General features: G+C 63.4%; 23 protein-coding genes and 1 tRNA gene. 13 read left to right on the plus strand and 11 right to left on the minus strand.

The features are described from left to right. The first annotated feature begins 312 nt into the window (after positions 1–312). From ACQKP1_RS05325 to ACQKP1_RS05345, 5 genes are all read left to right on the plus strand, one after another. On the plus strand, positions 313–1614 hold the full coding sequence (locus tag ACQKP1_RS05325) for an NAD(P)/FAD-dependent oxidoreductase (protein ID WP_427274476.1): 1302 nt from the start codon (positions 313–315) through the stop codon (positions 1612–1614). A 10-nt stretch (positions 1615–1624) separates the two neighbouring features. Continuing rightward, positions 1625–1978 (plus strand): DUF5368 domain-containing protein, encoded by a 354-nt coding sequence (locus tag ACQKP1_RS05330; RefSeq protein ID WP_203013612.1) that lies wholly within the window; start codon positions 1625–1627, stop codon positions 1976–1978. A gap of 185 nt (positions 1979–2163) precedes the next feature. Further along, entirely contained in the window at positions 2164–2910 is a 747-nt protein-coding gene (locus ACQKP1_RS05335; RefSeq protein WP_203013614.1) for a DsbA family protein, read from the plus strand. Positions 2911–2991: 81 nt separating this feature from the next. Further along, entirely contained in the window at positions 2992–6456 is a 3465-nt protein-coding gene (locus tag ACQKP1_RS05340; RefSeq protein ID WP_427274477.1) for a chromosome segregation SMC family protein, read from the plus strand. Then, a complete protein-coding gene (locus ACQKP1_RS05345) occupies positions 6453–6875 on the plus strand; it encodes an Ivy family c-type lysozyme inhibitor (protein ID WP_427274478.1) in 423 nt (140 codons plus the stop codon). The genes ACQKP1_RS05340 and ACQKP1_RS05345 overlap by 4 nt, the downstream gene beginning before the upstream one ends. Before the next feature lies 1 nt (position 6876). Here the strand turns inward: ACQKP1_RS05345 and ACQKP1_RS05350 are convergent, their stop codons facing one another. The 3 genes from ACQKP1_RS05350 to ACQKP1_RS05360 form a co-directional block, all read right to left on the minus strand. Then, the gene (locus ACQKP1_RS05350; RefSeq protein ID WP_203013624.1) at positions 6877–8043 is read right to left on the minus strand and encodes an MFS transporter; all 1167 of its coding nucleotides are present in this window, start codon (positions 8041–8043) and stop codon (positions 6877–6879) included. Between the two features lie 397 nt (positions 8044–8440). Beyond that, positions 8441–9754, minus strand: a complete 1314-nt coding sequence (locus ACQKP1_RS05355) for an enoyl ACP reductase FabMG family protein (RefSeq protein ID WP_427276404.1) — start codon at positions 9752–9754, stop codon at positions 8441–8443. A gap of 154 nt (positions 9755–9908) precedes the next feature. Further along, a complete protein-coding gene (locus tag ACQKP1_RS05360) occupies positions 9909–10910 on the minus strand; it encodes a VOC family protein (RefSeq protein WP_427274479.1) in 1002 nt (333 codons plus the stop codon). A gap of 223 nt (positions 10911–11133) precedes the next feature. Here ACQKP1_RS05360 and ppdK point away from each other — a divergent pair, with 223 nt between their 5' ends. Next, positions 11134–13800: a pyruvate, phosphate dikinase gene (gene ppdK / locus ACQKP1_RS05365; RefSeq protein ID WP_427274480.1), complete on the plus strand. Its 2667-nt coding sequence runs from the start codon at positions 11134–11136 to the stop codon at positions 13798–13800. Positions 13801–13821: 21 nt separating this feature from the next. Here ppdK and ACQKP1_RS05370 read toward each other — a convergent pair whose 3' ends face one another. Beyond that, positions 13822–14553 carry a hypothetical protein gene (locus tag ACQKP1_RS05370; RefSeq protein WP_427274481.1) on the minus strand — a complete coding sequence of 244 codons (732 nt, stop codon included), beginning with the start codon at positions 14551–14553 and terminating at the stop codon, positions 13822–13824. A gap of 108 nt (positions 14554–14661) precedes the next feature. Here ACQKP1_RS05370 and ACQKP1_RS05375 point away from each other — a divergent pair, with 108 nt between their 5' ends. The 3 genes from ACQKP1_RS05375 (at position 14662) to ACQKP1_RS05385 (ending at position 16321) form a co-directional block, all read left to right on the plus strand. Further along, complete coding sequence (locus tag ACQKP1_RS05375; protein WP_427274482.1) at positions 14662–14922, plus strand: addiction module antidote protein; 261 nt, start codon at positions 14662–14664, stop codon at positions 14920–14922. A gap of 179 nt (positions 14923–15101) precedes the next feature. Beyond that, positions 15102–15398 (plus strand): cupin domain-containing protein, encoded by a 297-nt coding sequence (locus tag ACQKP1_RS05380; protein ID WP_427274483.1) that lies wholly within the window; start codon positions 15102–15104, stop codon positions 15396–15398. Beyond that, positions 15395–16321 carry an MBL fold metallo-hydrolase gene (locus tag ACQKP1_RS05385; protein ID WP_427274484.1) on the plus strand — a complete coding sequence of 309 codons (927 nt, stop codon included), beginning with the start codon at positions 15395–15397 and terminating at the stop codon, positions 16319–16321. Before ACQKP1_RS05380 ends, ACQKP1_RS05385 begins: the two co-directional genes overlap by 4 nt. A gap of 240 nt (positions 16322–16561) precedes the next feature. Here ACQKP1_RS05385 and ACQKP1_RS05390 read toward each other — a convergent pair whose 3' ends face one another. Next, the gene (locus ACQKP1_RS05390) at positions 16562–17497 is read right to left on the minus strand and encodes a DUF1499 domain-containing protein (RefSeq protein WP_427274485.1); all 936 of its coding nucleotides are present in this window, start codon (positions 17495–17497) and stop codon (positions 16562–16564) included. An 86-nt stretch (positions 17498–17583) separates the two neighbouring features. After that, positions 17584–18570, minus strand: coding sequence for a hypothetical protein (locus ACQKP1_RS05395; RefSeq protein ID WP_427274486.1), 987 nt, complete (start codon positions 18568–18570; stop codon positions 17584–17586). A gap of 115 nt (positions 18571–18685) precedes the next feature. Here ACQKP1_RS05395 and ACQKP1_RS05400 point away from each other — a divergent pair, with 115 nt between their 5' ends. Beyond that, positions 18686–19012, plus strand: a complete 327-nt coding sequence (locus ACQKP1_RS05400; RefSeq protein ID WP_427274487.1) for a hypothetical protein — start codon at positions 18686–18688, stop codon at positions 19010–19012. A 75-nt stretch (positions 19013–19087) separates the two neighbouring features. Here ACQKP1_RS05400 and ACQKP1_RS05405 read toward each other — a convergent pair whose 3' ends face one another. Beyond that, positions 19088–19648, minus strand: coding sequence for a type 1 glutamine amidotransferase domain-containing protein (locus ACQKP1_RS05405; protein ID WP_427274488.1), 561 nt, complete (start codon positions 19646–19648; stop codon positions 19088–19090). A 169-nt stretch (positions 19649–19817) separates the two neighbouring features. Between ACQKP1_RS05405 and ACQKP1_RS05410 the strand changes: the two genes are divergently transcribed. The 3 genes from ACQKP1_RS05410 (at position 19818) to ACQKP1_RS05420 (ending at position 21883) form a co-directional block, all read left to right on the plus strand. Beyond that, a tRNA-Gln gene (locus ACQKP1_RS05410) sits at positions 19818–19892 on the plus strand. 150 nt (positions 19893–20042) lie between these two features. After that, complete coding sequence (locus tag ACQKP1_RS05415; RefSeq protein WP_427274489.1) at positions 20043–20189, plus strand: hypothetical protein; 147 nt, start codon at positions 20043–20045, stop codon at positions 20187–20189. Continuing rightward, positions 20183–21883: an ABC transporter ATP-binding protein gene (locus ACQKP1_RS05420; RefSeq protein WP_427274490.1), complete on the plus strand. Its 1701-nt coding sequence runs from the start codon at positions 20183–20185 to the stop codon at positions 21881–21883. The genes ACQKP1_RS05415 and ACQKP1_RS05420 overlap by 7 nt, the downstream gene beginning before the upstream one ends. Before the next feature lie 260 nt (positions 21884–22143). On the opposite strand, the gene ACQKP1_RS05425 is transcribed toward ACQKP1_RS05420, so the two are convergent. From ACQKP1_RS05425 to ACQKP1_RS05440, 4 genes are read right to left on the minus strand one after another with little or no spacing between them, the layout of a single operon-like run. Then, positions 22144–22911 (minus strand): ABC transporter ATP-binding protein, encoded by a 768-nt coding sequence (locus tag ACQKP1_RS05425; protein WP_427274491.1) that lies wholly within the window; start codon positions 22909–22911, stop codon positions 22144–22146. Beyond that, positions 22908–23852, minus strand: coding sequence for an iron chelate uptake ABC transporter family permease subunit (locus ACQKP1_RS05430; protein ID WP_427274492.1), 945 nt, complete (start codon positions 23850–23852; stop codon positions 22908–22910). Before ACQKP1_RS05430 ends, ACQKP1_RS05425 begins: the two co-directional genes overlap by 4 nt. Beyond that, entirely contained in the window at positions 23845–24822 is a 978-nt protein-coding gene (locus ACQKP1_RS05435) for an ABC transporter permease (RefSeq protein ID WP_427274493.1), read from the minus strand. Before ACQKP1_RS05435 ends, ACQKP1_RS05430 begins: the two co-directional genes overlap by 8 nt. Then, a complete protein-coding gene (locus ACQKP1_RS05440; protein WP_427274494.1) occupies positions 24822–25733 on the minus strand; it encodes a siderophore ABC transporter substrate-binding protein in 912 nt (303 codons plus the stop codon). The genes ACQKP1_RS05435 and ACQKP1_RS05440 overlap by 1 nt, the downstream gene beginning before the upstream one ends. Between the last annotated feature and the right edge of the window lie 2 nt (positions 25734–25735).

Raw genomic sequence — 25735 nt, forward strand, 5'->3', positions numbered from 1 at the left:
GGGCACGTTAAGGTCTTGTTAGAATAAGTTAAATGCGACCTGACCGGCCAAGTTTGGGTCTTTGCCAGCTTCATCGGTCATACGCGATGAATTCTTATAGGCCTGAGGAACCAGCGGCAATGCGCGGGCGCGGATATCCCCGACGACAGTCTAGTGCTGGATCCCTATAACTACGTTGCATTGAAGATACGAAATAGTATATATATTGGATGATGATCAACGATGGGAGCTTCAGCGGTAGGCGAAGCTGTTTCGGCGAAACGTCATCCAGAAGAGGCGAGGGGCGCCTGCGTCACCCTGGGGGAGGAAGCAATGAAAACCAGCAGACGACAATTTTTCGGTCTGGCGGCCGGCGGTGCGGCACTGGCCGCTGCACCTTTGCAAGGCGCGACGGCACAACCCGTCAAGACCAATGCCCGCATCCTGATCCTCGGTGCGGGTGCGGCCGGAGCAGCGCTTGCCAACCAGCTGTCCAACCGCCTCGACGGCGCCAGGATCACCATTCTCGATCCGCGCAAGCAGCACTGGTACCAGCCGGGCTTCACGCTGATCGCCGCAGGCCTGAAGCCCGCGTCCTATTCCGTGTCCGGCACGGCCGACTGGCTGCCTGCCGGCGTCGAATGGATCGAGGAAGGTGCGGCCGAAGTCGATCCCGACGGCAAGAAGGTTGTGACAGAGAGCGGCACGGCGATCGAATACGATTTCCTGTTCGTCGCAACCGGTCTCAAGCTCGACTACGCGGCGATCGAAGGCATGTCGCTTGACCTGATCGGCAAGGACGGCATCGGTTCTGTCTATGCAGGCCCTGATTACGCCGAGAAGACCTGGGCGGAAATGGACCGCTTCACCGACAAGGGCGGTCTTGCCCTCTTTTCGCGCCCGGCGACCGAGATGAAATGCGCCGGCGCTCCGCTGAAATACACCTTCCTCACCGAGGATTACCTGACCCGCAAGGGTACCCGCAGCAACTCCAAGATCGTCTATGCTGCCCACAACAAGGCGCTTTTCGGGGTGCCGATCGTCTCCGAAAAGGTGCGCATGCTCTATGAGGAGCGAGGCATCGAGACGGTCTACGAGCACGTGATGAAGAAGATCGATCCCGTGCGCAAGATCGCCACCTTCACCACGCCGGAAGGCGACAAGGAACTCGGCTACGACTTCACCAACGTCATCCCGCCCATGCGTGCGCCCGATGTCATCCTGCACAGCCCGCTGCCCTGGGCCGACAAATGGGTGGGCCAGGGCTGGGTCGAGGTCGACAAGAACACCCTGCGCCACACGCGCTATCCCGATGTTTTCGCGGTCGGCGACATTGCAGGCGTGCCCAAGGGCAAGACGGCGGCCAGCGTCAAATGGCAAGTGCCGGTCGCGGTCGACCAACTCGTCGCCCAGATCGAGGGGCGCGAGAGCAAGGAAAGCTATAACGGCTATACGTCCTGCCCGCTGATCACCCGCATCGGCTCGGCGATGCTGGTCGAGTTCGACTACAAGGACAATCTCGTCCCGTCCTTCCCCGGACTGATCGCCCCGCTGGAAGAGCTCTGGATTTCCTGGTTGATGAAGGAGATCGCCTTGAAACCCACCTATAACGCCATGCTGCGCGGTCGCGCCTGAGGAGGATGCCATGAAGGACATGACTGTCGGAATGATCGTTGCGGTTCTCGAGGAGATCTTCGGCCACACCCTGTTCTGGGTCATGGTCGCATTCGCTGCCGTCATCACGCTTGCCTATCTCTACGTGCTGATCCGCGATCGCCAGGTTTCCTGGAAGAAGTTTCTGCTGGCCCAGCTTACCATGCCGGTCGGCGCCATCGGCGCCGTCTGGTTCGTCCAGGCCGTGACCCGCTCCGGCTTCGGCGACATCGGCGGCCCCGTCGATGTCATCGTGTTGCTCGGCGTCGCTGCCATGGGTGCCATCGGCATCGCGATACTCGTCTATACGGTGCAATCGCTGGTGAGCCGTCCTGCGGCTCGCTGAAAAGCGCGTTGAAGTCAGATCAGACCGGCAGGCACATCGCTTGCCGGTCTCTGCAATTTTGCCGTGGCTACGGTGAAAAGGTCACGGATCTTTGATTTTTCAGGGGGGAGCCTGCCTTGTTTGGCGCCTTTTGCCGTTATAACGGTGAAGCCATCCAAGATCCTTGCAACGCAGGTAACTGACCCATGTCGACATCCGAACTCTCGATCACCAAGCGCCGCCTCCTCGGCGGTATCGCCATTGCCGCCGTCGGCTTCGCGCTCACTGCCTGCAGCGACGCAGAAGACAAGGCCGCCAGTGCCGAGCCCAAACCCGCCGTCAGCAACGAGACCACGGCCTCGACGACCTCTGCCCAGATCCCGACTGCGGATCGCGACGTCGACATGGAAGAGGCATTGAAGCCCGGTCCGCTCAAGGAAATGGCCCTCGGCGACCCGAATGCGCCGGTCAAGATCATCGAATACATGTCGATGACCTGCTCGCATTGTGCAAACTTCCACGTCCGCACCTTCGACGAAATCAAGACGCGCTATGTCGACACCGGCAAGGTCTATTTCATCGTGCGCGAATTCCCGTTCCCGCAGGACACCGCATCGCTGGCGGCCTTCATGCTGGCCCGCTGCACGACCGAAGAGCGCTACTTCCCCTTCGTCTCCACGCTTCTCAAGCAGCAGTCCGCCTGGGCGGCGCCGGCTGACGGCGACGTGCGCAATGCTATGCTGCAAATGTCCAAGCTTGCCGGTTTTACACAGGAGAGCTTCGACGCCTGCTTGACGAACGCCCAGCTTGCCGGTGATGTGTCGGCAGTCCGCGACCGCGGCGCCCAGGAATTCGGTGTCCAGTCGACGCCGACCTTCCTGATCAATGGCAAGGCCTATTCGGGGGACATGTCGGTTGACTCCATGTCGGCCCTCATCGACAGCATGCTCTGATCGACGATCCGTTCTGACGACGGGCGCCGGGGAAACCCGTGCGCCCGTTTTTCGTGCGTTTCTTCGGGGGTGGGTGGCGCCATGAAATTCAACCGCCTGCGCGTCGTTGGCTTCAAGTCCTTCGTCGAACCCTCCGAATTCGTCATCGAACGGGGCCTCACCGGCATTGTCGGGCCGAATGGCTGCGGCAAGTCGAACCTCGTCGAGGCCCTGCGCTGGGTGATGGGCGAGAACTCCTACAAGAACATGCGCGCCTCCGGTATGGACGACGTCATCTTCTCGGGCTCCGGCAACCGCCCCGCCCGCAACTCCGCCGAAGTCGGCCTCCACCTCGACAATTCCGACCGCACGGCCCCAGCCGCCTTCAACGATGCCGATGAAATCCAGGTGACCCGCCGCATCGAGCGCGGCAATGGCTCAGTTTATCGCATCAACGGCAAGGAAGCCCGCGCCAAGGATGTGCAGCTTCTCTTCGCAGATGCCTCGACCGGTGCCCGCTCGCCCTCGATGGTCGGCCAGGGGCGTATCGGCGAACTGATTTCAGCCAAGCCTCAGGCCCGCCGGCAATTGCTCGAAGAGGCCGCCGGCATTTCGGGCCTGCATTCCCGCCGCCATGAGGCCGAACTCAGGCTGCGTGCCGCCGAGACCAATCTGGAGCGGCTGGAAGACATCACCGCGCAGCTCGAAAGCCAGATCGAGAGCCTGAAGCGTCAGGCCCGCCAAGCCAACCGCTTCAAGCAATTGTCCGCCGATATCCGCGCCCATGACGCGATGCTCCTGCATATCCGCTGGTCGCAGGCCAAGCAGGCGGAGGGCGAGGCGGAAAGCGCCCTGAACCAGGCCATGTCTACGGTTGCCGAAAAGGCGAACCACCAGATGGAGGCGGCCAAGCTCCAGGCCGTGGCGAGCCTCAAGATGCCGGAACTGCGCGAGGAGGAGGCGAAGGCCGCCGCAGCTCTCCAGCGCCTGCAGATCGCCCGTAGCCAGCTCGACGAGGAAGCCAACCGCATCCTGCGCCGCCGCGACGAGCTCACCCGCCGTCTCGCCCAGCTCGATGAGGACATCCGGCGCGAGGAGCGCCTGGTGTCGGAGAATGCCGAGGTCATCCAGCGGCTGGCGGAAGAAGAGGCCGAACTCGAGGAGATCCTCGCCGATGCCGGACGCTTCGGTGAAGAGGCAAAGGAAGCCTTCGAGGCCGCTGCCGCGACCCTTGCCGACAGCGAACGCGACTTCACCCGCCTAACCGCCGAACGCGCCGAAGCCGCTGCCAGCCGCAACCAGCTGGAACGCGCTATCCGCGATCTGACGGAGCGCCGTGCAAGGCTGGAGCGTCAGGTCTCGGACGCCTCCCGCGAACTCTCCGACATATCCGAACGGATCGCCGCTCTTCCCGATCCCGACGAAAAGCGCGAAATGGTCGAGATCGCCGAACAGGCGGTCGCCGATGCCGAGAGTGCGGCCATGGAAGCGGAGGCGGCGCTCAATGAGGCCCGCCGCACAGAAAGCCATCTGCGCCAGCCGCTGGAGGCGGCGCGCGCCCGCGTCAACGGGTTGGAGACCGAAGCCCGCACCATCGCCCGCATCCTGGCCTCGACGACAACAGGCGACTTTCCGCCGGTGGCCGATGAACTCTCCGTCGATCGCGGCTATGAGACCGCTCTGGGTGCCGCCCTCGGCGACGATCTCGACAGCGCGCTTGATCCGGAAGCGCCCGCCCATTGGCACGGCAATGGCGACGGGGAAGGGGACCCGAGCCTGCCATCCGGCGTGCCCACGCTCCTCGCCCATGTCCGTGCACCCGCAGCGCTCACCCGGGCGCTGCGCCAGATCGGCGTCGTTGAGGAAGCAGACGCGCTCCGCCTGATGGTTAGCCTTGCCCCCGGCCAGCGTCTCGTCACCCGCGATGGTGCCGTCTATCGCTGGGACGGCCATGTCACCGGTGCCGATGCCCCGAGTGCCGCTGCGCTGCGCCTCGCCCAGAAGAACCGCCTCGCCGAAATCGAGATCGAGACCGAAGAGGCTCGCGACCAGATGGTCGAGGCCGAGGATCGCCTCAGCGAAGCCGCCGATGCCATCCGCGCGGAAGAAGCCCGCCTCACGCATGCCCGCGACCGCAGCCGCCTGACGGTTCGCGCGCTGGCCGAGGCCCGCGATGCCCTTGCCCAGGCCGAACGCGCCTCGGGCGATCTCATCCGCCGCCGCGAAGTGATCGAGGAAGCGGTCAACGGTCTGAAGGCTCAGATCGAGGAGATCGTCGAGCAGGAGGAAACCGCCCGCATCGAAATGGAGGAGACGCCCGACCTCTCTGCCCTCGATATCAGCCTGCGCGATGCCGAGGCTATTGTCGCCCGCGACCGCGGCCTGCTCGCCGAAGCCCGCGCCCGCTTCGAGGGGCTCGCCCGCGAAGACGAGATGCGCCGCCGCCGCATTCTCTCCATTCGCCAGGAAAAGCAGAACTGGCAGAACCGCGCCAAGTCTGCGGAGGAGCATATCGCGACCCTGCGCGAGCGCGAGGCCGAGGCCCGTGACGAGATCACCGATCTCGAAATGGCGCCCGATGAATTCGAGGACAAGCGCCGCAATCTGATGACGGCCCTCGACAAGGCCGAAAAAGACCGCCGCGACGCTGCCGACCGGCTGGTCGAGGCCGAGACCCGCCAGCGCGAGGCCGACCAGAAAGCCGCCGCCGCCTTGGCCGAACTCGCCGAATCCAGAGAAAAACGCGGCCGCGCCGAAGAACGCCTTGTCTCTGCCCGCGAATGGCGCATCGAAGCCGAGACCCGTATCGCTGATACGCTGAATGTCGGCCCGCACGATGCCTTCCGCCTGACGGGCCTGAAAGACCCTTCCGAGATCGGCGACCTGCGAGAGGTCGAGCGCAATCTCGACCGGCTGAAGATGGAGCGCGAGCGCTTGGGCGCCGTCAACCTGCGCGCCGAGGAAGAGCAGAAGGAACTGTCCGACAAGCTTAGCACCCTGATCAAGGAGCGCGACGATATCATCGATGCGATCCGCAAGCTGCGCGGTGCTATCCAGAGCCTCAATCGCGAAGGCCGCGAACGCCTGATCGCCGCCTTCGACGTGGTCAACGCCCAGTTCCAGCGCCTCTTCACCCACCTCTTCAACGGCGGCACGGCCGAACTGCAGCTGATCGAAAGCGACGATCCGCTGGAAGCCGGCCTTGAGATCCTTGCCCGCCCGCCGGGCAAGAAGCCGCAGACCATGACGCTGCTCTCGGGCGGCGAGCAGGCCTTGACCGCCATGGCCCTGATTTTCGCGGTGTTTCTCACCAACCCCGCCCCGATCTGCGTGCTGGACGAAGTCGACGCGCCGCTCGACGACCACAATGTAGAGCGCTACTGCAACCTGATGGACGAAATGGCTGCCTCCACCGAGACCCGATTCGTCATCATCACCCACAACCCCATCACCATGGCCCGCATGAACCGCCTCTTCGGGGTGACGATGGCCGAGCAGGGCGTCTCCCAACTCGTCTCCGTCGACCTGCAGACGGCAGAGGCGCTGCGCGAGAGGGAGCTGGTGTGAGAAAACGCATTCTGGCTATCGCCGCCGCCCTCATTCTGAGCGCGGGCCCCCTCCACGCCCAGACCGCGTCCACCTCGCTCGCCGGCAACTACCTGCCGAGTGTGCTCGCGACCTCTCCGGCCCATCGTGACAGTCTGATGGAGATGATCAAGGGACAGCCGGGTCTGCCTTTCTGGGTGCGCGCCCTGGTGCGCCAGCCGCGTTACGTCGCGCTCGCCTCCGAGGAGGTCGCGGTCAAGGACAAGCGCATGCAACTGTTCCGCGCTTGCGAGCCGCGGACCTGCGAAACAAGCTGGATCCGCGTGCTTTACTCCGAAGACGGCAAGCGGGCGCTGCTCTACGTCTCCGATGCCAAGCTTGGCATCAAGATCTTCGGCGATCCGACACCGGAAGAACTGACCTTTCTGGCGCGCCCTTGAATCAAGCCGCCAGCTTCTTGCGCCTGGCCGGCCCCACCGGCAGCGCGCCGCTCGCCAGGATCGATCCGAGCACCAGCGGCAGGCAGACGAGATAGGCGTTGCGGATGCCGAAGGCCTCGGCCACGAAGCCGAGCAGCGGCGGTCCGAGGAAGAACACGACAAAGGCCATCTGGGCGATCGCCGCGACATTGATCACGGCCGGTCTGTCGGTGCGCTGGGCAGCCGCCGAGACCGCCATCGGATAGACGGCGCTGCAGCCGGCGCCCATCAGCGCGAAGCCGAAAAGGGCCAGCGTCGGAGACGGCGCAATCCACGCCATGGCGATACCCAGTGCCGCCACCGACAGGAGCACACGGCCCACGAGCCGCGCCCCGTGGCGATCGACCACCGGATCGACGGTGAGGCGCGCCAGTGCCATGAAGAAGGCAAACAGCGTCAGTCCAGAACCGGAGATGAAGGGCGAGACGTCGAAGACCTCTTCCATGTAGATCGTCGACCAGTCGATGCCGGCCCCCTCGATCAGGAAGGCCGAGGTGCCGATGATGCAAAGCGGCAGCAGCGCCAAGGTCGGCAGCGCAAAATGCGGTGCCTTGTCCTCTGCACCTGCGGTGGTGAGGACAGGGGCGTTCTTCATGCCGGCGATTGTAACAGCACCGATGACGAACATCAGCCCGAGCAGCACATGCATATGCATCTGCATGCTGATCCCAGCCTGGCGCACCAATGAGGCCGTGATCGCGGTGACGAAGAATCCGAGGCTCCAGCAGCCATGCGCGCGGTTCATGATGCCGAAACCTGCCTGCGCCTCGATACGGCCGATCTCAACATTGAGGCAGATCTCCAGCGCGCCGGCGAGCAGGCCCATGAGGAAAAGGGTCGCAAAGACGAAGGGTGCGGAGGGCAGCAACGGGATGAGGGACAAGAGCGCCATCACCCCGAGCAGGCAGATGGCGAGCGTCGTGCGCGAACCGAGCCGCACGATGATGGGCGAAGACAGTGTCAGCGAGATCAGCGAGCCGATCGCCATGCCGATCAGCGTCATGCCGAGTTCGGCCTTATTCACCCCGAGTTGCACCTGCAGGTCCGGCAGCCGCGAGAACAGCGAGCCGGTCGACATGGCAAACAGGAAGAAGGCGATATAGACGCGGTACTGCGGCTGGAAATGCATCGGGGAGACTCGATTTGTCTGATGACCAGTCAACGGCGTGCCAGCATTCGTCGGGCAAGTCCAGTGACGCCAGACGCCGATCGGTTCGCCCCCGGAAAAAGCCTGTTGTGTGGCGCTGTACGCCGAGACATCTGACGGGCAGGGGGCATGCTCCATAAGCGCCGTCATCCTCGGCCCTGTGCCGAGGATCTGCCAAGGGTGGCCAGGAAGGTGACGCTTAGGGAAGGTTCCAAACGTCGAGCCAATAGCAACGGCAGTAGATCCTCGGGACAAGCCCGAGGATGACGATCCACCGAAAAGAAAATGCCGGAAGCAAGCTCCAGGCATCGTCCTATTGGCTACCGCCTATTCGCTATTCGCTATTCGCTATTCGCTATTCGCTATTCGCTTCGCCCGCTCAGCCGGCCTTGTTGATCTGCTGCGCGACCACATCGTGGTTGAGCCAGAGCACTGGCGCAGACGGGTTGGCCATTTCGCCAAAGATCAGCGCGCCGGTTGCCTCGACCACGAGCACGCTCAGATAGTCCGAGATCAGCGCCTTGCCGTCCTTGTGCATCTGGGCGATTTCTTGCGAGGTGCCGATGGTGATGTCGGACTGGCCCTGGCTGTTGGGCATCGGCCAGTTGTTGAAGTCGTAAAACGGCTTCATCACATCGCTGACCTGGAAGTCGGCGATCTTCTGGAGCACGTCGTTGACGGTGACACCCTCAACAAGAAGGGCTTCGCAGTCTGCCCAGATCTTCTCGGCGCGCGCGCCGGGATTTTCCTTCTTCAACGCCTTCAGGAGCGGCAGAAGCGGCAGCTCGATGCCGGCAAAGACATCAGACGAATTGGTGCGGATCTCAGGGCAGTTGAAGACAGTCGCCTTGACTCCGGAAGCGTAAGCCTCTTCGGCAATCGCCTCGAGCTTCATCTTGGCATAGCCCTGGGTGTAGTTCGTGTAGGTCTGCCAGCGGTATTCGTCGCCGATCAGAATGCCCGTGCCGTGATAGCCATAGGCCGAGTAACGCACCTGGCCGCCGCTCTTTTCGATGCGGGCGCGGATCGCGGCACTGCCTTCGATCAGGTGGCGGAAAGTATTGGCCGAGACTTCGTCGAAGTTCTGCAGGATGAGCTTGCCGAGATCGCTGTCGAGCAGCACCTGCGAAGACATGTGGCGCGCGCCACGGCCCTTGTAGATGCGGTTTGCCAGAACGAGGAAGACCTTGGCCTTCGGAATGCCGCCGGCCATGGTGTGGGCGAAGTGCACATTCCGGCCATCGGCAATCATGCCTTCCAGCTCGTCCATGATCTTGGCAACGGCATCCTGGAAACGCTTGACGCCAACCTGACGGCACTTTTCGATATGCGCCCAGTCGAGCTTTTCCGTTTCCCAGTTTTCCAGCGTCAGCGTAGCAAGCAGGTCCGTCGGCGTCTTCTCGCCCTCGGGCGCATCGAGATCGAAGCCGGCCATGGCGGGAATGTTGATGATCCGGCCGCCGAGATTGGCTTCCGCCTGGGCAAGCTCTTCGTCTGTCAGCGGACGCAGCTTGTTGTTCTCGTCACGGCGGCCGACGGTGATCCCGATGATCTCCATGCCGGCCTTCTTGGCCTGGTCGAGCAGGCCCGTGACATAGCCCCGGCCGAACAATTCGCCGAAAAGAACGAACACGTCGCCCTTCTGGTAAAGGTTGTTCTGCGGGATCTCAGTCAGTGAAACCGGGCTGGTCAGGGTCATTTTTGATTCCGGATTACAATTTACTAGAATGCCACCTAGCAAACGCTGGCCCTGAACGCATCACCCTCAATTGATTTGTCTGGTCATTTTGCGTGACCGTTTATTGCATTGCGTGATGACCCTGTAACAATTGCTGGCTGTTGGCGCGTCAAACCCGCTTGAGCCGGACCCGTGTGCCCCAGGGATCCAGTGCCTCGAACCCGCCCTCGATGGCGCTCACGGCAAAGCCCTTCGCCTGAAGATCCGCGCGGCGCCCCTCGAGGATCGCCTGATCACTCGTGTGCAGCGAGAACCAGTCGAGCCCGGTCATCGCGTTCTGGCGTGGGCCTGCATCCCGGCTTTCCCAGATGTTGGCGCCGATATGGTGGTGATAGCGGCCGGACGACAGGAAGGTCGCGCCACGCTCGTCGCTGCCGGCGACCACATCGAGGCCAAGCCCATCGGCATAAAAGTCGCGCGCCGTTTCCAGCCTGCCGACCCTCAGATGGATATGACCGATCCGCAGCGCGGCCGGCACGGTCATATACTCGTCGCGGTCGGTGCGCGTCTGCGTCTTGAGGAAGATGTCATCGATGTTGAGTTCACGACTGCCCATGGTCACCGTATTGCCGGCCCAGAGCCAGGTCTCCTGCGGGCGATCGCTATAGACCTCGACGCCATTGCCCTCGGGATCCGTCAGATAAACCGCTTCGGACACCGAGTGATCGGCAAAGCCGGTGAGCGGAATTTGGCTGCGGGCCACATGCACCAGCCAGCGGGCGAGATCGGCACGGTCAGGCATCAGGAAGGCGGTGTGATAAAGGCCGGCCTGGTCCGGCGCCTCGGGCGTCGCATCCGGCCGGGCAAGGATATGCAGAAGCGGCGTCCCGCCGGCCCCGAGCGTCACGGCATCGGGCGCATCCGTCAGCACGTCGAGCCCCAGCATGCTGGTGTAATAGGCCTTGAGCCGCGCGACATCCTTCGCCCGCAGACACACCTCGCCCACATGCACGGGTCGCGTCAGGCCGAAAGGCAGCTGTGGCGTCTGTGCGGCCGGAAGCGAGGTCTGAATCTCGATCCCCTCGGCCCTCAGCGCCCCGGTGAGCGCCCCCGTCAGCGTTGCCGTCCCGGCCAGCCGCAATAGCTGGCGCCGCGTCCAGTGAACAGTCATTTCGGTCCCAATCTACCCTTGCACTTGTAGGCCTTGCTTACAATGCCGCCTCGAAATCCGTCTTTCACGTCTCTCCACACAATTTCACATCCGCGTGAGCGTTCGAGACGAGATCTGCCGCAATTATGATGCATTGCAGCATAAACTTGTCTGTTGAACATTTCCAATCCGTCACATTTGCTGTAAATGGTGGAAAAACAAGCCTGTTCGGGTGGAGAAGGCAATGCGAAAGTGGGTTTACACCTTCGGCGGAGGAGCGGCCGAGGGGAGTAGGGCCGAGATCGATCAGCTGGGAGGCAAGGGCGCCAATCTCGCCGAAATGGCGAGCCTGGGCCTGCCGGTTCCGCCCGGCCTCACGATCGTGTCAGATGCCTGTGGCCTTTTCTACAAGAGTGGAAAGACGCTCGCCGACGAGCTGAAGACCCAGGTTCTCCGCGGCATATCCGGCATCGAGGCCGCGACCGGCCGCGCCTTCGGCGACACCAGCCACCCGCTTCTTCTCTCCGTCCGCTCCGGCTCGCGCACCTCCATGCCCGGCATGATGGACACGGTCCTCAATCTCGGCCTCAACGACCACACGGTCGAAGCGCTCGGCCACCACTCCGGCGATGCGCGCTTCGCCTGGGACAGCTATCGCCGTTTCATCCAGATGTATGGCGATGTCGTCATGGGCCTCGATCACGAAGTCTTCGAGGAGATCCTCGAAGACGAAAAGGCAAGGCTTGGCCACGAACTCGATACAGATCTCTCTGCGCTGGAATTGCAACACATCGTCGCGCTCTACAAGGAACTGCTGGAGCAGGATCTCGGCCAGCCCTTCCCGCAGGAACCGCATGTCCAGCTCTGGGGTGCGATTGGCGCTGTCTTCTCCAGCTGGATGAACCCGCGCGCCAAGACTTACCGCCTGCTGCACAAGATCCCCGGCGAGTGGGGCACGTCGGTCACCGTCCAAACCATGGTCTTCGGCAATCTCGGCTCGACCTCGGCGACCGGTGTGGCCTTCACCCGCAACCCCTCGACAGGGGCACGAGAGCTCTACGGCGAATTTCTCGTCAACGCACAAGGGGAAGACGTGGTCGCCGGCATCCGCACGCCGCAATCGATCACCGAGGCGGCCCGCATCGACAGTGGCTCCGACAAGCCCTCGCTCGAAAAGCTGATGCCGGAGGCCTTCGCCGAATTCCAGGCGATCTGTGACCGGCTCGAATCCCATTACCGTGATATGCAGGATCTCGAATTCACCATCGAGCGCGGTAAGCTCTGGATGCTGCAGGCCCGGTCGGGCAAGCGCACGACCAAGGCCGCGATGAAGATCGCCGTCGACATGGTGGCGGAAGGGCTGATCTCGGAGGAAGAGGCGGTGATGCGAATCGAGCCTTCCTCGCTCGACCAGCTGCTCCACCCGACCATCGATCCCCGCGTCACCCGTCATGTCATCGGCTCGGGACTTCCCGCCTCGCCGGGGGCGGCAACCGGCGCCATTGTCTTCACCGCCGAAGAAGCGGTTGAGGCGGAAAGCGAAGGTCGCAAGGTCATCCTCGTCCGCGTCGAGACCAGCCCCGAAGACATCCACGGCATGCATGCAGCCCAAGGCATTTTGACGACCCGTGGCGGCATGACCAGCCACGCCGCCGTGGTTGCCCGTGGCATGGGCATCCCTTGCGTCTCCGGCGCCGGCACCATGCGCGTCGACCTGCGCAACGAAAAGCTCATCGGCATGGGCGTGACGCTGGGGAAGGGCGACATCGTCACCATCGACGGCTCCTCCGGCCAGGTGCTGAAGGGCGAGGTGCCCATGCTGCAGCCCGAACTCTCGGGCGATTTTGCAAAGCTTATGCAATGGGCCGACAGCACCCGCCGCATGACGGTGCGCACTAATGCCGACACGCCCGCAGACGCCCGCGCCGCCCGCTCCTTCGGCGCCGAAGGCATCGGGTTGTGCCGCACCGAACACATGTTTTTCGAAGGCGAGCGCATCCATGTGATGCGCGAGATGATCCTCGCCGAAGACGAGGCCGGCCGCCGCGCCGCGCTCGACAAGCTTCTGCCCATGCAGCGCTCTGACTTCACCGAGCTCTTCACCATCATGCATGGCCTGCCGGTGACGATCCGCATGCTCGACCCGCCGCTGCACGAATTCCTGCCGAAGAGCGATGACGAGATCGAGGAAGTGGCAAACGCCATGGGCCTCGAACCCGGCTTCATGCGCCGCCGCATCGACGCGCTGCACGAGTTCAACCCGATGCTCGGCCATCGCGGCTGCCGTCTCGCCATCTCCTATCCCGAGATCGCCGAAATGCAGGCTCGCGCCATCTTCGAGGCAGCCGTCACGGCGGCCCGCGAAACCGGCGCCCCCGTCGTGCCCGAAATTATGGTGCCCCTTGTCGGCCTGCGCTCCGAGCTGGATTACGTCAAGGCCGTGATCGACCGTGTCGCCGCTGAAGTCATGGGTGAGGCAAAGCTCGAGATCTCCTATCTCGTCGGCACGATGATCGAGCTTCCGCGCGCCGCGATCCGCGCCCATATCATCGCCGAAGCCGCCGAATTCTTCTCCTTCGGCACCAACGACCTGACCCAAACCACCTTCGGCATGTCCCGCGACGACGCCGCCCGCTTCATCCCGACCTATCAGCGCAAGGGCATCATCGTGCAGGATCCCTTCGTCTCGCTCGATTTCGACGGCGTCGGCGAACTCATCCGGATCGCCGCCGAACGCGGCCGCAAAACGCGCCCCGACATGAAGCTCGGCATCTGCGGCGAACACGGAGGCGACCCGACCTCAATCCATTTCTGCGAGGATGTCGGACTGGATTACGTCTCGTGTTCGCCGTTCCGCGTGCCGATCGCGAGGCTCGCGGCAGCCCAGGCGGCGATCAAGGCGAGGGCGTGAGGTTTTTCGTTCCTGACTGCGTCAGAACAGCAGGTCCAGCAGAGTCTCGCTTTCCGAAAACGTCTTCGATGTCAAATCGATGTCTTCGGAAAAGCTGAACGTTGCGAACGCGTTGCCCCCTGCATCGCGTCCGACATGCCGTTGCAGCTTGGCAACCGTTGCCTCGTCCGCGCCCAGGCTCCGCATCCAGTTTTTCAGAACGGTCTCTGCTGCATCGAAGTCGCCATTGGCGTTTCCGCCATAACGTTGCAGCACCGCAGGCACATCGTCGAGGGCGAGCGGCCCGCTGCCGAGGTTGGCGTCGCGCCGCGCAAAGGCAATCGTATCGATCAGCGTTCTTGCCTCGGTCACGAGCGCTTCATCCGCCGCAGCAACATCCTTGCCGTAGTCATTGCAGACGAGTGACGCACCCGCAGGTGTCAGAACAAGATTGTACCCCGTCAGCGTCTTGAAGAGGGCGATATCACTTTGCGTGTAGCTGTCGTCGCGCGCTGCACTGTTGTCGATGGTTCCCTCAGCGCAGCCGATCAGCCAGCGCGCCACGCTTTGCTGCGTAGTTGTCGGACCATCCGATGGCGTCCAGGTCCAGTCATAGGAGCCGTCTTCTTGCCGCTCGATAAACTGACTGACCGAGGCGTCATTCAGCAGGTTCTGGAAGATCGCGTTGTTGTCGAGATCGAACGATCTGATGTTGGAGGTGCCGGCATACGATGTGGCGGCAGATGTGCCTTTGGGCGCAGTAATAGTCTGCATCGCAATTCCTCAAAACGTGTAATTTGTATATATGTACTCTTATGAGGAGCAATGCTTGCCCCTGGCTGATGTCCGGAAAAGGTGCAGAGAACCGCAAAGGCTAAACCGATGACTGAAGTCCTGATGGGCTACGATCCGGCGGAAGACCTCGATACGCCCGAGGCGATTTCTGTCTTCATCAATGAAGCCCTGAAAACCGAAGATGCCGCCTATATCGCGCACGCGCTGGGAGTCGTCGCTCGCGCGAAGGGCATGGCCGGGACTGCCGAGGTGGTGGGGCTTTCGAGCGAGGGCAATCCAACGCTCAAGACGACGCTTGCAGTGATGAAGGCGCTAGGAATTTCGCTGACTGCGGATGTGGTGGGGTGAAGCGAAGTTTCCACTCTCCTCCCGGATGGGGGAGATGACCGCCCTTCGACAGGCTCAGGAGGGCAGAGGGGGTGCCAGTCCCTGCGCCACAGCTCTTTTCATCCCCGCATCCCCCCAATTGCCCCCGCCACCCCCGCAGGCTAGGTTGCCCCGTCATCGCCCACCCGGAGTCCCCATCCATGCCCGGCTATTCCGCCCGTCCGCCCGCCATCCCGACCGTGGTCCTCGACGATGCCGTCACCCGCATCACCCGCTGGGATTTCGAGCCGGGTGCCGCGACCGGGCATCACACCCATGGCCTCGGCTATGTCGTCGTGCCGCTCACCGATTGCCATTTTCTGATCGAGGATGCCGACGGTTCGCGCCGCGTGACGAGCAAAGCTGGTGAAGCCTATCGCCGGGATGCCGGCGTCGAGCACAATGTCATTAATGGCGGCGACCAGCCGATGAGTTTCATTGAGATCGAGTATAAATGAGCAAGACGGAAGATCCGGCGGTGCCGCACTTCGTCACCGCCTTCGAGCCGCAACATGGTGCGGCGGTGCCCGTAGCAGACGGTGTCGAGCGTCTCACTGCGCCCAATCCCAGCCCCTTCACCTTCCACGGCACCAACACCTATATCATTGGCCAAAAATCGGTCTGCGTCATCGATCCCGGTCCGGACATCGACGCGCATTTCGAAGCCTTGATGGCGGCACTTAAGGGCCGTGAGGTGACCCACATCGCCGTCAGCCACACCCATCGCGATCATTCGCCGCTCGCCCGCCGCCTGAAAGAAGAGACCGGTGCCGTGATCGTTGCCGAGGGCCCGCATCGCCCGTCGCGCCCCTTGCTCGAGGGCGAGGTGAATCCCTTCGCCGAGAGTTCCGATACGGATTTCATCCCCGATCATGCACTTGCCGATGGCGCGACGGTCGAAGGCGACGGCTGGCGGCTGACGGCCGTGCACACACCCGGCCACACGGCAAACCATGCCGCCTTCGCGCTCGAAGACACCGGCATCCTCTTTTCCGCCGATCACGTCATGGCCTGGGCGACCTCGATCGTCGCGCCCCCCGATGGTGCGATGAGTGACTACATGGTCTCGCTCGATCGCTTGCTGACGCGTGACGACCGGCTCTATCTGCCAGGCCATGGCGGTCCGGTCGGTGAGCCCCGCGCATTCGTTCGGGCGCTGCGCACCCATCGTCTGATGCGCGAACGCGCGGTGCTGGAACGCATTCGACAAGGCGATCGCTTCATCCCCGACATGGTCAAGGTCATCTACGCCTCGACCGATCCGCGCCTGTATGGGGCCGCAGCCCTCTCCGTGCTCGCCCATCTCGAGGACCTCGTGGAGAAGGGCCTGATCGCCACGGACGGCCCAGCGAAACTGTCGGGAGAGTATCGGCCGGGCTGAGGCCCCGCGCTGTGCGGCTTGCCCCCCTCTGTCGGCTGCGCCGACATCTCCCCCACAGGTGGGGAGAGTGGAGGTTGTCGCCGACGCCCGCGTTCATCCGCTCTCCCCCGTGTGGAGGAGATGCCCGCCCTTCGACAAGCTCAGGAGGGCAGAGGGGGTATCTCATGGGCGATAGCCCTGCCCATAGGGCGAGATTTCACGCGGTCAAAGACGTTGGTGCCAACCGGCACAAGGCCAGCCTCAGTTCCCGGCAATCCCCAGAAGTTCCGCGTCCAGCGCATGCAGAAAACCTTCCGCAATCCGGTCGCTGATCCCGAGGTCATGCGGCCCATAGCGGGAGGCGACGCGGATGTCGACGAGCGTCATTTCCGCTTCTTCGCGAAGCCGGACCACCGCATCGAAGGGCAGGCCGAGCACCAGCGTGCGGGTGGCAAACTGCAGTCGGGCCGTCCCCTCCGGTTCGCCGTCGGAAAGCGGCACGAGCAGGCTCGGCTCGGGGCGCGCGGTGGGCAGCGGCCCGCTTTCCGGCAGCGCGTCCTGGGTAGCGGGTACTGCGCCCTCGGCTTCCGCCTCGACCGGGCTTTCCGTCGTCGGCCGCAGTTCCAGCGCCGGCAGGCCATATTCCTCGCCGCGGCTTGCCGTCACAACCAGCCGGTTCTCCGTCGCCACCTTGCGCACCGCCTGATAAACGCGGTCGATTGCCCCTTCATAACGCCGGCCGTTCAAGCCCGGATAGGCGGCAAGCTGGGCTTCGCCGGCATTGTCAGGCAGGGCAGGGCGGGGCAGGAGATTTTGCGGCGCATCCGGCAGGGACACGAAGGCCGGCCGGTCGGCGAGATCGGTGGAAACCTCGGTTAGCTTCGGCTTGCTGACATAGAGGTAATAGCCATAGCCGGGCAAAGCGAGCGGCAGGACCGCATAGATCAGCGCCCAGGCGGAAGCCACGCCCCCGAGCGCACCGATCTGCCAGAGCCGGGCTAGGCCGAGAAGTGCCAGCGGCACGGCAATCGCCGCCGGCACGGCAGATGCCAGCACCAAAAGCACGAAATCCGGCGTCGAGAGCGGCCCGAAGCGATGCGCCAGGACAACAATCAGCAGCAAGCCGAGGGAAAACAGCGCCAGCCGTCGCGCCAGAAAGGCGGAACGGGACACCGGACGGTCATAGCGGATATGCATCAGGAACTACCGGAATCAGAGGCGACATTGACCGCTTGTAACGGCTGACGCTGAAGGCGTCGACTGGCAATGCGGTCTGCTTCGCTTCACGGCTGGCGGTTGCGCCCTCCGCCGAGAAGCGGATTGTCGCCGAGTTCCGGCCCCGGAATGGTGCTGCCCTCTGCCGGGCTGTCGAAGCTCTCCGGCGCCTCCGAGAGGCCGTCCTCGACCGCCGGATCGAGCGGCGCAAGTTCTGGGCCGTCGAGGATCTCGGGAAGCGGCGGGGCATCGGGCGCAAGCGGCACGTAAAGCGAGACGGTGACGATGACCGCGATCACCATCAGCCAGGAGCCGATGATCCGTGCAGGGATGGTGAGCCAGGCGCCGCGGAAGGGCCGCAGCATCATCCCGGGAACGACAAGGATCCAGAGAGCGGCAAGCACGGCGGTGAAGGCGAATTCCTTGATGCCGATGCCGAAGTCGTCGAGCCCGATGAAGAGCGACAGGGACAGGCTGACGACGGCCGCCGCCACCGGTGCTGCAAACCGGCGGATGAACGCTGGAAGCCAGAGAACCATGCCAGACAGCATCACGGCGATGGGGGCGATCAGGAAGAGTTCGTGGCCGAGCGGGCTTTGCAGGATGGCGCTGAAGATCGGATCGAAAAACAGCAGCACCGGCGCGAGGACGCCGAGAAAAGCCCCCGCAATCGACAGGACCTCGCGCCGCCGCTCCGCCATGCCGATCGCGACCGACAGGCCGAGCATGGCCAGAACCAGATCATAGATCGACAGCGTGAAGAGATAGCCGAGCTCGAAAAAGGCGAATTCGTGCGGAATGGCAAGCGAACCTGCAACAGTGAGAACACCGGCGAGAAACACGACCAGGGCGATCCGGAAGGCAGGCGCGCGAACTCCGGCGCGGAAGCGTTCGGCAGCAGCGCTCGTCTTGCCCGCGCTGCTTTTGACGGTGGCCGGATTGCGGATCGCCGCATCGCCGCCCTCGCCATGCGCCGTGCTGCGCACGGCCCCCGAAGGTCCGCTCTTTCCCGTCGCCCGCCCCGATTTCCTGTGTGGCTGCTTCTGCTTCTTCATGCTCAAGGTCCGGTCTTGCGCGGCAAGCCGCAGCATCTCAGCCTATTCCACAGGAGACTTGATTTGTCACCGCCAGCCGCTGCACTCTCTCGTGAAAGCCGAAAGGATCAGGGCCATGGCCATCGTCATGCTGACGGCCGTCACGCGCGTCGAGCGCAAGGCGGCGACGAGCTTCGTCTTCGACACCGTCAATCGCCTCGGCGGCTGGATCGACGACGTGCACATGTATTCGAATCTGATGAACACGATCCGCATGACGCTGCCGGCCGGCGCATTTGGCACGCTGGTCAACGCATTGGAAGAGGGCGGCATTTCAGTAGGGCCACCGGAGGGGCTGGGTGATGTCAGCGATCCCGCTATTGAGCGCATGGCAACGCTGCAGCTCACCTTCATCCATGACGAGCCGGATCTGAAGCGCGAAGTGCCCTCGGTCCCGGGCTGATGTCGTGAGCACAAGCATAACACAAAAAAACCCGGCGGTCGCCCGCCGGGTCTCTCGTATTGCCTGCAGAAGCGATCAGGCGGCGCGGCGCTGATGCCGGCCTTCCTCGATCTCCTCGACGATCTTTGCGACGAAGGCGTCGAGATCGTCGGGATTGCGCGAGGTGATGATGCCCTGGTCAGTGACCACGGCCTCGTCTCGCCAGTCGGCGCCGGCATTGATCATGTCGGTCTTGATCGAGGAGAAGGAGGTCGCCTTGCGACCCTTGACGGCGCCGGCCTCGATCAGCAGCCATGGACCGTGACAGATGGCGGCGACCGCCTTGCCGGAATTGACGAAGGTCTTCACAACGTCGACGGCCTTCTGCTCCTTGCGCAGCAGGTCGGGATTGATCTGGCCGCCGGGAATGACCAGAGCATCGAAGTCATCGATCTTCACCTCGTCGAGGGTGAGATCGACATCGACAGTGTCGCCCCAATTGTTCTCGTCCCAGCTCTTGATCGGAGCCTTTTCGAGCGAGGCGATCTTGACCTTGGCACCGTTGGCGGAGAGCTGCTCCAGCGGCACGCGCAACTCGGAGCGCTCATAGCCATGGGTGGCGAGAATGAGGATGCGGGCGGATGTGATGGAGGGCATGGGATGTCCTTTTCGTTGGTTTTGTCGTGGGGGATAAAAAGGAAACGACGCCGCCGCCGCATCGTTCCGGGAAAAACGCACGTTCCTCCTTCAGAAGGTGTTGCCGCCCGGCTTTCGCTTTGCTAATCAGGCCGCGATTTGCAGCGCTCACTCTCGCCTGCAATTCTGTTGGGGCGTCGCCAAGCGGTAAGGCACCGGTTTTTGGTACCGGCATTCCCAGGTTCGAATCCTGGCGCCCCAGCCATCGTCTGAGCTTGCTTAGTGCGTTCCGCCAGCACGGGTTTCTGGCGTTCCCGATGAGACATTGCCTCCAGCTATGACCGACTTGCCGCGGCCCCGGTACCGTGAGCGACCCTTCCGCCAGACGCGATAACTTGACTAAAACGGAAAGGTTGTGCTCAACGGCACATCCGGCGCGCTGAAGCCGCCGGAAGCCTTGTCGCGGGCCCATGGTCTTGCCATGGATGGGGTGACACGTCCCGGCCGCTTGCCAGTACCCTTTGCGGGTGCCATGGACCATTGCAGGATCATCGCATGCTGAAACAGTTTTTCGCCTATTATCGCCCGTGGAAAGGCCTTTTCTGGCTGGATTTTTCCTGTGCTGTTGTCTCCGGCCTCCTGGAGCTTGCCTTCCCGCTTGCCGTCACCGCTTTCATCGACAGGCTGCTGCCGACCGGCAACTGGACGCTGACGCTGATGGCCGCCGCTGGCCTGCTCGCCATCTATGTCGTGAATGCGGCCCTGATGGCCATCGTCATCTATTGGGGCCACAAGCTCGGCATCAACATCGAAACGTCGATGCGCGCCAAGGCCTTCGAACATCTGACGACGCTCTCCTGGCGCTGGTATGATACGGCCCGCACAGGCAAGCTGGTGGCCCGCGTCACGCGTGATCTGGAGGAAGTGGGCGAAGTCGCCCATCACGGGCCGGAAGACCTGTTCATCGCCATCATGACCTTTGTCGGCGCCTTCATCCTGATGCTCAACCTGCATGTGGAGCTCGCGCTGGTCACGGCGCTCATCGTTCCGGGCACGGTTGCCATAGTCTCGATCTATGGCAGCCGCATGACCCGCACCTGGCAGGAGATCTATGGCCGCATCGGCGCCTTCAACGTTCGGCTGGAAGAAACGATCGGCGGCATTCGCGTGGTCCAGGCCTATGCCAACGAGGATCATGAGCGGAAACTCTTTGCCAAAGACAATGCCCGCTACCGCCAGACCAAGCTCGACGCCTACAAGGTTATGGCTGCCTCGTCCTCGCTGCATTACATGGGGATGCGCTTCGTCCAGGTGGTGATCATGGTGATCGGCTCGGCCTATGTGCTCTCAGGCGCCATGACGACCGGCAGCTTTGTCGGTTTCCTGCTTCTGGTCGGCGTCTTCTTCCGCCCGCTCGACAAGATCAGCGCCGTCATCGAAACCTATCCGCGCGGCATCGCCGGCTTCCGTCGTTATCTCGATCTGCTCGCCACCGAACCGGAGATTACCGACAGTCCGAACGCTCGCCCGGTCTCGACGCTATCAGGCGAAATCATCTTCTCCGACCTCAGCTTCGCCTTCACGCCCGGTCGCCCCGTGCTGCGCGATATCTCGCTGCATGTCAGGCCCGGCGAAACCATCGCCTTCGTCGGTGAATCCGGGGCTGGCAAATCGACGCTTCTGTCGCTTCTGCCGCGTTTCTATGAGCCGACTTCGGGCTCCATCACCATAGATGGCATGGAGCTCTCCGAAATGACTGTCGAGAGCCTGCGCCGCCAGATTGGCCTCGTCTCGCAGGATGTCTTCCTGTTCGGCGGAACGCTGCGGGAAAACATCGTCTATGGTCGCATCGGTGCCAGCGATGAAGACGTGCTGGAAGCCTGCCGCAGTGCCCAGCTCTCGACCATGCTGGAAAATCTGCCCGAAGGGCTGGACACCATCGTCGGCGAGCGCGGCATCATGCTGTCAGGCGGCCAGAAACAGCGTGTGGCGATTGCCCGCGCCTTCCTCAAGGACCCGCCGATCCTGCTGCTCGATGAGGCGACCTCGGCCCTCGACAGCACGACGGAACGCGAGATCCAGTCTGCGCTGGAGGAGCTGTCCAAGGGCCGCACAACGCTGGTCGTCGCCCACAGGCTCGGCACCATCCGCAATGCCGATCGCATCGTCGTCATGCAGCAGGGCCGCATTGTTGAAGTCGGCAACCATGCCGAACTGATGAAGCGGGAAGGCGCCTATGCCAGGCTCGCTGCCTGACGGAGCGTGGGTGGGGCTCCTCTGCCCGGGGCCTCATCTGTAATCGATGGCTGGTTTGGCCCCTGATCGAGCCGGTCGGTCGATGTGTCAATGTGGGCTCACGGCAGGCGCAGTTCACCGCAGTTTCGATCAGAACCTAGTGCAGGCGGCGGGGATCGCGCGGCTGAGATGCCGCCGATAACCCGCCGGGAGTTTTCTCCCGATGGCCCAACTGCAGCCGTCCACATAAGCGCGCTTCGGACCAAGGACGGCTTACGCGCCTAGGCCATCCGGGCATATTGCAGCGCAAGCCGCATGCCGGCGGTTTCGACCACCGGCACTTCAAAACCGTAGATCGCCTCCAGCACGTCCGAGCGCATGATCGCTTCGGGTTTGCCATCGGCTTCGATCCGGCCGTCCTTCATGGCGATGATCCGGTCGGCGCTCGCCGAGGCATGATTGATGTCGTGCAACACGATGACGATCGTGCGGCCGGTCTCGTCGGTTAGCCGGCGCAGCTCCAGCATCAGCTGGCGGGCGTGATACATGTCGAGATTGTTCAAGGGCTCGTCGAGCAGGATGTAGTCCGTGTCTTGCGCATAGGTCATTGCCACCATCACCCGCTGCCGCTGGCCGCCGGAGAGGCGGTCGAGCGAGCGGCTGGCGAGATCTTCCAACTCGAAGCGGGCGAGTGCCTCCTCGACCATCGCCTTGTCCTCCGACGTCATTCGCCCGCCGCTATGCGGAAAGCGGCCGAAGCCCACCATTTCGCGCACCGTGACGCGCGGCGGCGGGCCAGAGTCTTGCCGGAGGATCGCGAGCTTTTTCGCCAGCACCTTGCCCGGCGTGGTCGCGACAGGCAGGCCATCGATGGTCACGCTTCCCTGTTGCAGCGGCAACAGCCGGGCGGCAAGCGAGAGCAGCGTCGACTTGCCAGCCCCGTTCGGACCAACCAGGGCGGTGAGGCCACCGCGGGGCAGGGTGAGGTCGATGCCCTCAAGCACGCGCTGGCCCTCGCGATCAAGGCTGACGGATTGGATCTCGATCATCGGGTGCGCCTCGCAAGCAGAAGCAGGATGAAGACAAGGCCGCCGACGAAGTCGACGACGACAGAGAGCGTTCCGGCCTGGCCTAGCCCGTGCTGCAACAGCGTTTGCCCGCCGACCAGCACGATGACGCCGAGAAGCATGGCAACCACGAAGACGGAGGCATGCCGGCGCGACGATGTGAGCCGTTCGGCAAGCGCTGCGATCAACAGGCCGAAAAAGGTGACGGGCCCGACAAGCGCGGTGGAAACGGCGACCAGCAGCGACACCACCAGGAGGTGGATCATGATCTCGCGATTCCACGCGATGCCCAGGCCGATCGCCGTGTCGCGTCCGAGTGCGGCGATATCCAGCAGATGGCGACGCGAGACGAGGAAGGCGCCTGCGATCGCGGTGACGAGCGCTGCGATGACGAGCAGATCCGTATTCGGCGAGGAGAAGTTTGCATACATCGCGCGTTGCGCCACCGCGAACTCCTGCGGATCGATCAGTCGGGCAATGAGATTGGTCAGGCTGCGGAAGAGCCCGCCGATGACCACGCCGGCGAGCAACATCAAGGTGAGGTCCATCCGGCTCTTCAGCGCCGGCCAGAGGATGACCAAGGCGAGCAGCATCAGGGCGGATGCCTCCATGCCGAATTTCAGATGCGGCGAGAGCGAGACATAACCCAGCCCGCCAAACGCAAAGACGAGTGCTGCCTGACCGAACTGGTAGAGCGCATCGAGGCCCATGATTGACGGGGTGAGGATGCGGTTGCCGGTGATCGTCTGGAAGGTGACGGTCGAGAGTGCGATGGCAACCGCGACGGTTACAAGCGCGGCAAGCCTGATGCCGCGCAGCTCCAGCGCAAAAGCGATATTGCCGCGCAGGTTGACCGTCATGAAGGCGATGACGGCTAAGAGCGCCAGACAGAGGAGAAGGCCGATAACGATCCGGTCACGCATCGCGCCGCTCCCTGAGGATGAACCAGAGGAAGACGGCAGGTCCAATCACGCCCATAACCGTGCCGACGGGGATCTCGTAAGGAAAGCGCATGAGGCGCCCCGCGATATCGGAGGCGAGCACAAGGATTGCCCCGCCGAGCGCCACGAGCGGCAGCGTGCCGCGCAGATTGTCGCCCGAGATACGGGAGACGAGATTGGGCACCACAAGGCCCACAAAGGGGATCAGCCCGACCACGACGACCGAGAGCGCCGACATGACCGAGACAAGCACCAGCCCGATCTGCGTCATGCGGCGATAATCGATGCCGAGGCTGGTCGCCTGATCCTCGCCGAGCGCCATGATCGTCAGCCGGTCTGCAATCACGATCGCCGCTGCGACGATGACGACGGCGACGAAGAGCAGCTCGTAGCGGCCCTTCAGCACGCCGGAGAATTCGCCATTGGTCCAGATGTCGAGATATTGCAGGAGATCACTCTGCCAGGCGACATAGGTGACGGCAGCCCCGACCACGCCGCCATAGACAAGGCCGAAGAGCGGCACGAGATGCGGCTGTTCCGGCGGCAGGCGATGGGCGGTCGCGAGGAAAAGCGCGGTGCCGGCAAGCGCACAGCCGCTCGCGACCAGCGCCTTCACGCCGAGGCCGGCTGCCGGCAGGAACAGCGTCACGATCAGAATGCCGAGGGCTGCACTCTGGGCGGTGCCAGCCGTCGAGGGCTCGACGAAACGGTTGCGCGTCAGCGTTTGCATGATCTGGCCGGCGACCGCCAGCCCCGCACCGCAGAGCACGGCGGCAAGCGTGCGCGGCAGCCGGCTGATGGCCATGAGATCGGCAAAGGGCATCGCCCCGTCACTGCCGGAGAGCGACATCTCCTGCACGCCGATCGCAAGGCTCAACATGACGAGAAGCGCCAGGCAGAGCCCGGCGCCAATCATCACGCGGCGATGTGGTGTATCAGAGATGGCAGACATCACTGGCTGGCGGAGAATGCGGCCTCGATCGCCGCCAGCACCCGTTCGGTGGCCTTGAGGCCGCCTGCGGCGATGTAGAAATCCGCCGACGGCAGATAGATCACCTGGCCGCTCTTCCAGGCCGTGGTCTCGGCGACCAGCGCATTGTCGAGCGTCGCCTTGGCATTCTGGTCATTGGCGCCGATGGCGGCGGCCCGGTCGAGCACCAGCAGCCAGTCGGGATTGGCCCTGGCGATGAATTCGAAGGAGACCGGCTCGCCATGGGTGGCGGCCTCGACATCTTCGACAGCCGGCGGCAGGTCGAGCGCCTTGTGCACCCAGCCGAAGCGGGAATCGTTCCCGTAAGCGGTGATCTTCGGCCCGTTGGTCATCAGGATCAGACCCTTGCCCTTGCCCTGAACGGCGGCCTTGGCGCGGGCAAGTGCGGCGTCGAAATCGGCAACCGCCTTCTCGGCCTCCGCCTGTTTGCCGAAGATCGCGCCATAGGTCGTGGCCCGCTCGCGTGCCTGCTCGACCACATCGACGCCGTCCATGGTCATGTCGAGCGAGGGGGCGACTTTCACCGTTTCCTTCTCCTTGCCGGAGGAGCGGCCGCCAACGATGATCAGGTCTGGTTCAAGTGCGCTCAAGGCTTCGAGATCCGGCTCGAAGATGTCACCGACAACCTCGGCCTTGCCCTTCAGATCAGACAGTTCCGGCAGATACAGGTTTTCCGGAATGCCTGAAGGCATCACGCCGATGGCCAGCAGCGTATCGAGCGCGGCAATGTCGAAGACGGCGACCTTCGACGGTGTTCCCTCGACAGTGACCTTGCCGGTATAGGTCTCGACATCGAGTGCCAGCGCCGGCAGGGCGGCAAGGGTGAGGCCGGCGGCAATCAGCGCGCGGCGGGTAAAGGGGCGGATGGTCATTG

The organism is Allorhizobium sp. NPDC080224, from assembly GCF_050281005.1.
Lineage (GTDB): Bacteria > Pseudomonadota > Alphaproteobacteria > Rhizobiales > Rhizobiaceae > Allorhizobium.

Excerpts from the sequence above, each read along its gene's own strand:
- ACQKP1_RS05385 (WP_427274484.1), top strand. The coding sequence starts at position 15,395 with ATGAGCAAGACGGAAGATCCGGCGGTGCCGCACTTCGTCACCGCCTTC.
- ppdK (WP_427274480.1), top strand. The coding sequence starts at position 11,134 with ATGCGAAAGTGGGTTTACACCTTCGGCGGAGGAGCGGCCGAGGGGAGT.
- ACQKP1_RS05430 (WP_427274492.1), bottom strand. The coding sequence starts at position 23,852 with ATGCGTGACCGGATCGTTATCGGCCTTCTCCTCTGTCTGGCGCTCTTA.
- ACQKP1_RS05380 (WP_427274483.1), top strand. The coding sequence starts at position 15,102 with ATGCCCGGCTATTCCGCCCGTCCGCCCGCCATCCCGACCGTGGTCCTC.
- ACQKP1_RS05395 (WP_427274486.1), bottom strand. The coding sequence starts at position 18,570 with ATGAAGAAGCAGAAGCAGCCACACAGGAAATCGGGGCGGGCGACGGGA.
- ACQKP1_RS05350 (WP_203013624.1), bottom strand. The coding sequence starts at position 8,043 with ATGCATTTCCAGCCGCAGTACCGCGTCTATATCGCCTTCTTCCTGTTT.
- ACQKP1_RS05335 (WP_203013614.1), top strand. The coding sequence starts at position 2,164 with ATGTCGACATCCGAACTCTCGATCACCAAGCGCCGCCTCCTCGGCGGT.
- ACQKP1_RS05420 (WP_427274490.1), top strand. The coding sequence starts at position 20,183 with ATGCTGAAACAGTTTTTCGCCTATTATCGCCCGTGGAAAGGCCTTTTC.
- ACQKP1_RS05440 (WP_427274494.1), bottom strand. The coding sequence starts at position 25,733 with ATGACCATCCGCCCCTTTACCCGCCGCGCGCTGATTGCCGCCGGCCTC.
- ACQKP1_RS05400 (WP_427274487.1), top strand. The coding sequence starts at position 18,686 with ATGGCCATCGTCATGCTGACGGCCGTCACGCGCGTCGAGCGCAAGGCG.
- ACQKP1_RS05360 (WP_427274479.1), bottom strand. The coding sequence starts at position 10,910 with ATGACTGTTCACTGGACGCGGCGCCAGCTATTGCGGCTGGCCGGGACG.
- ACQKP1_RS05435 (WP_427274493.1), bottom strand. The coding sequence starts at position 24,822 with ATGTCTGCCATCTCTGATACACCACATCGCCGCGTGATGATTGGCGCC.
- ACQKP1_RS05330 (WP_203013612.1), top strand. The coding sequence starts at position 1,625 with ATGAAGGACATGACTGTCGGAATGATCGTTGCGGTTCTCGAGGAGATC.
- ACQKP1_RS05375 (WP_427274482.1), top strand. The coding sequence starts at position 14,662 with ATGACTGAAGTCCTGATGGGCTACGATCCGGCGGAAGACCTCGATACG.
- ACQKP1_RS05325 (WP_427274476.1), top strand. The coding sequence starts at position 313 with ATGAAAACCAGCAGACGACAATTTTTCGGTCTGGCGGCCGGCGGTGCG.
- ACQKP1_RS05340 (WP_427274477.1), top strand. The coding sequence starts at position 2,992 with ATGAAATTCAACCGCCTGCGCGTCGTTGGCTTCAAGTCCTTCGTCGAA.
- ACQKP1_RS05390 (WP_427274485.1), bottom strand. The coding sequence starts at position 17,497 with ATGCATATCCGCTATGACCGTCCGGTGTCCCGTTCCGCCTTTCTGGCG.
- ACQKP1_RS05425 (WP_427274491.1), bottom strand. The coding sequence starts at position 22,911 with ATGATCGAGATCCAATCCGTCAGCCTTGATCGCGAGGGCCAGCGCGTG.
- ACQKP1_RS05405 (WP_427274488.1), bottom strand. The coding sequence starts at position 19,648 with ATGCCCTCCATCACATCCGCCCGCATCCTCATTCTCGCCACCCATGGC.
- ACQKP1_RS05370 (WP_427274481.1), bottom strand. The coding sequence starts at position 14,553 with ATGCAGACTATTACTGCGCCCAAAGGCACATCTGCCGCCACATCGTAT.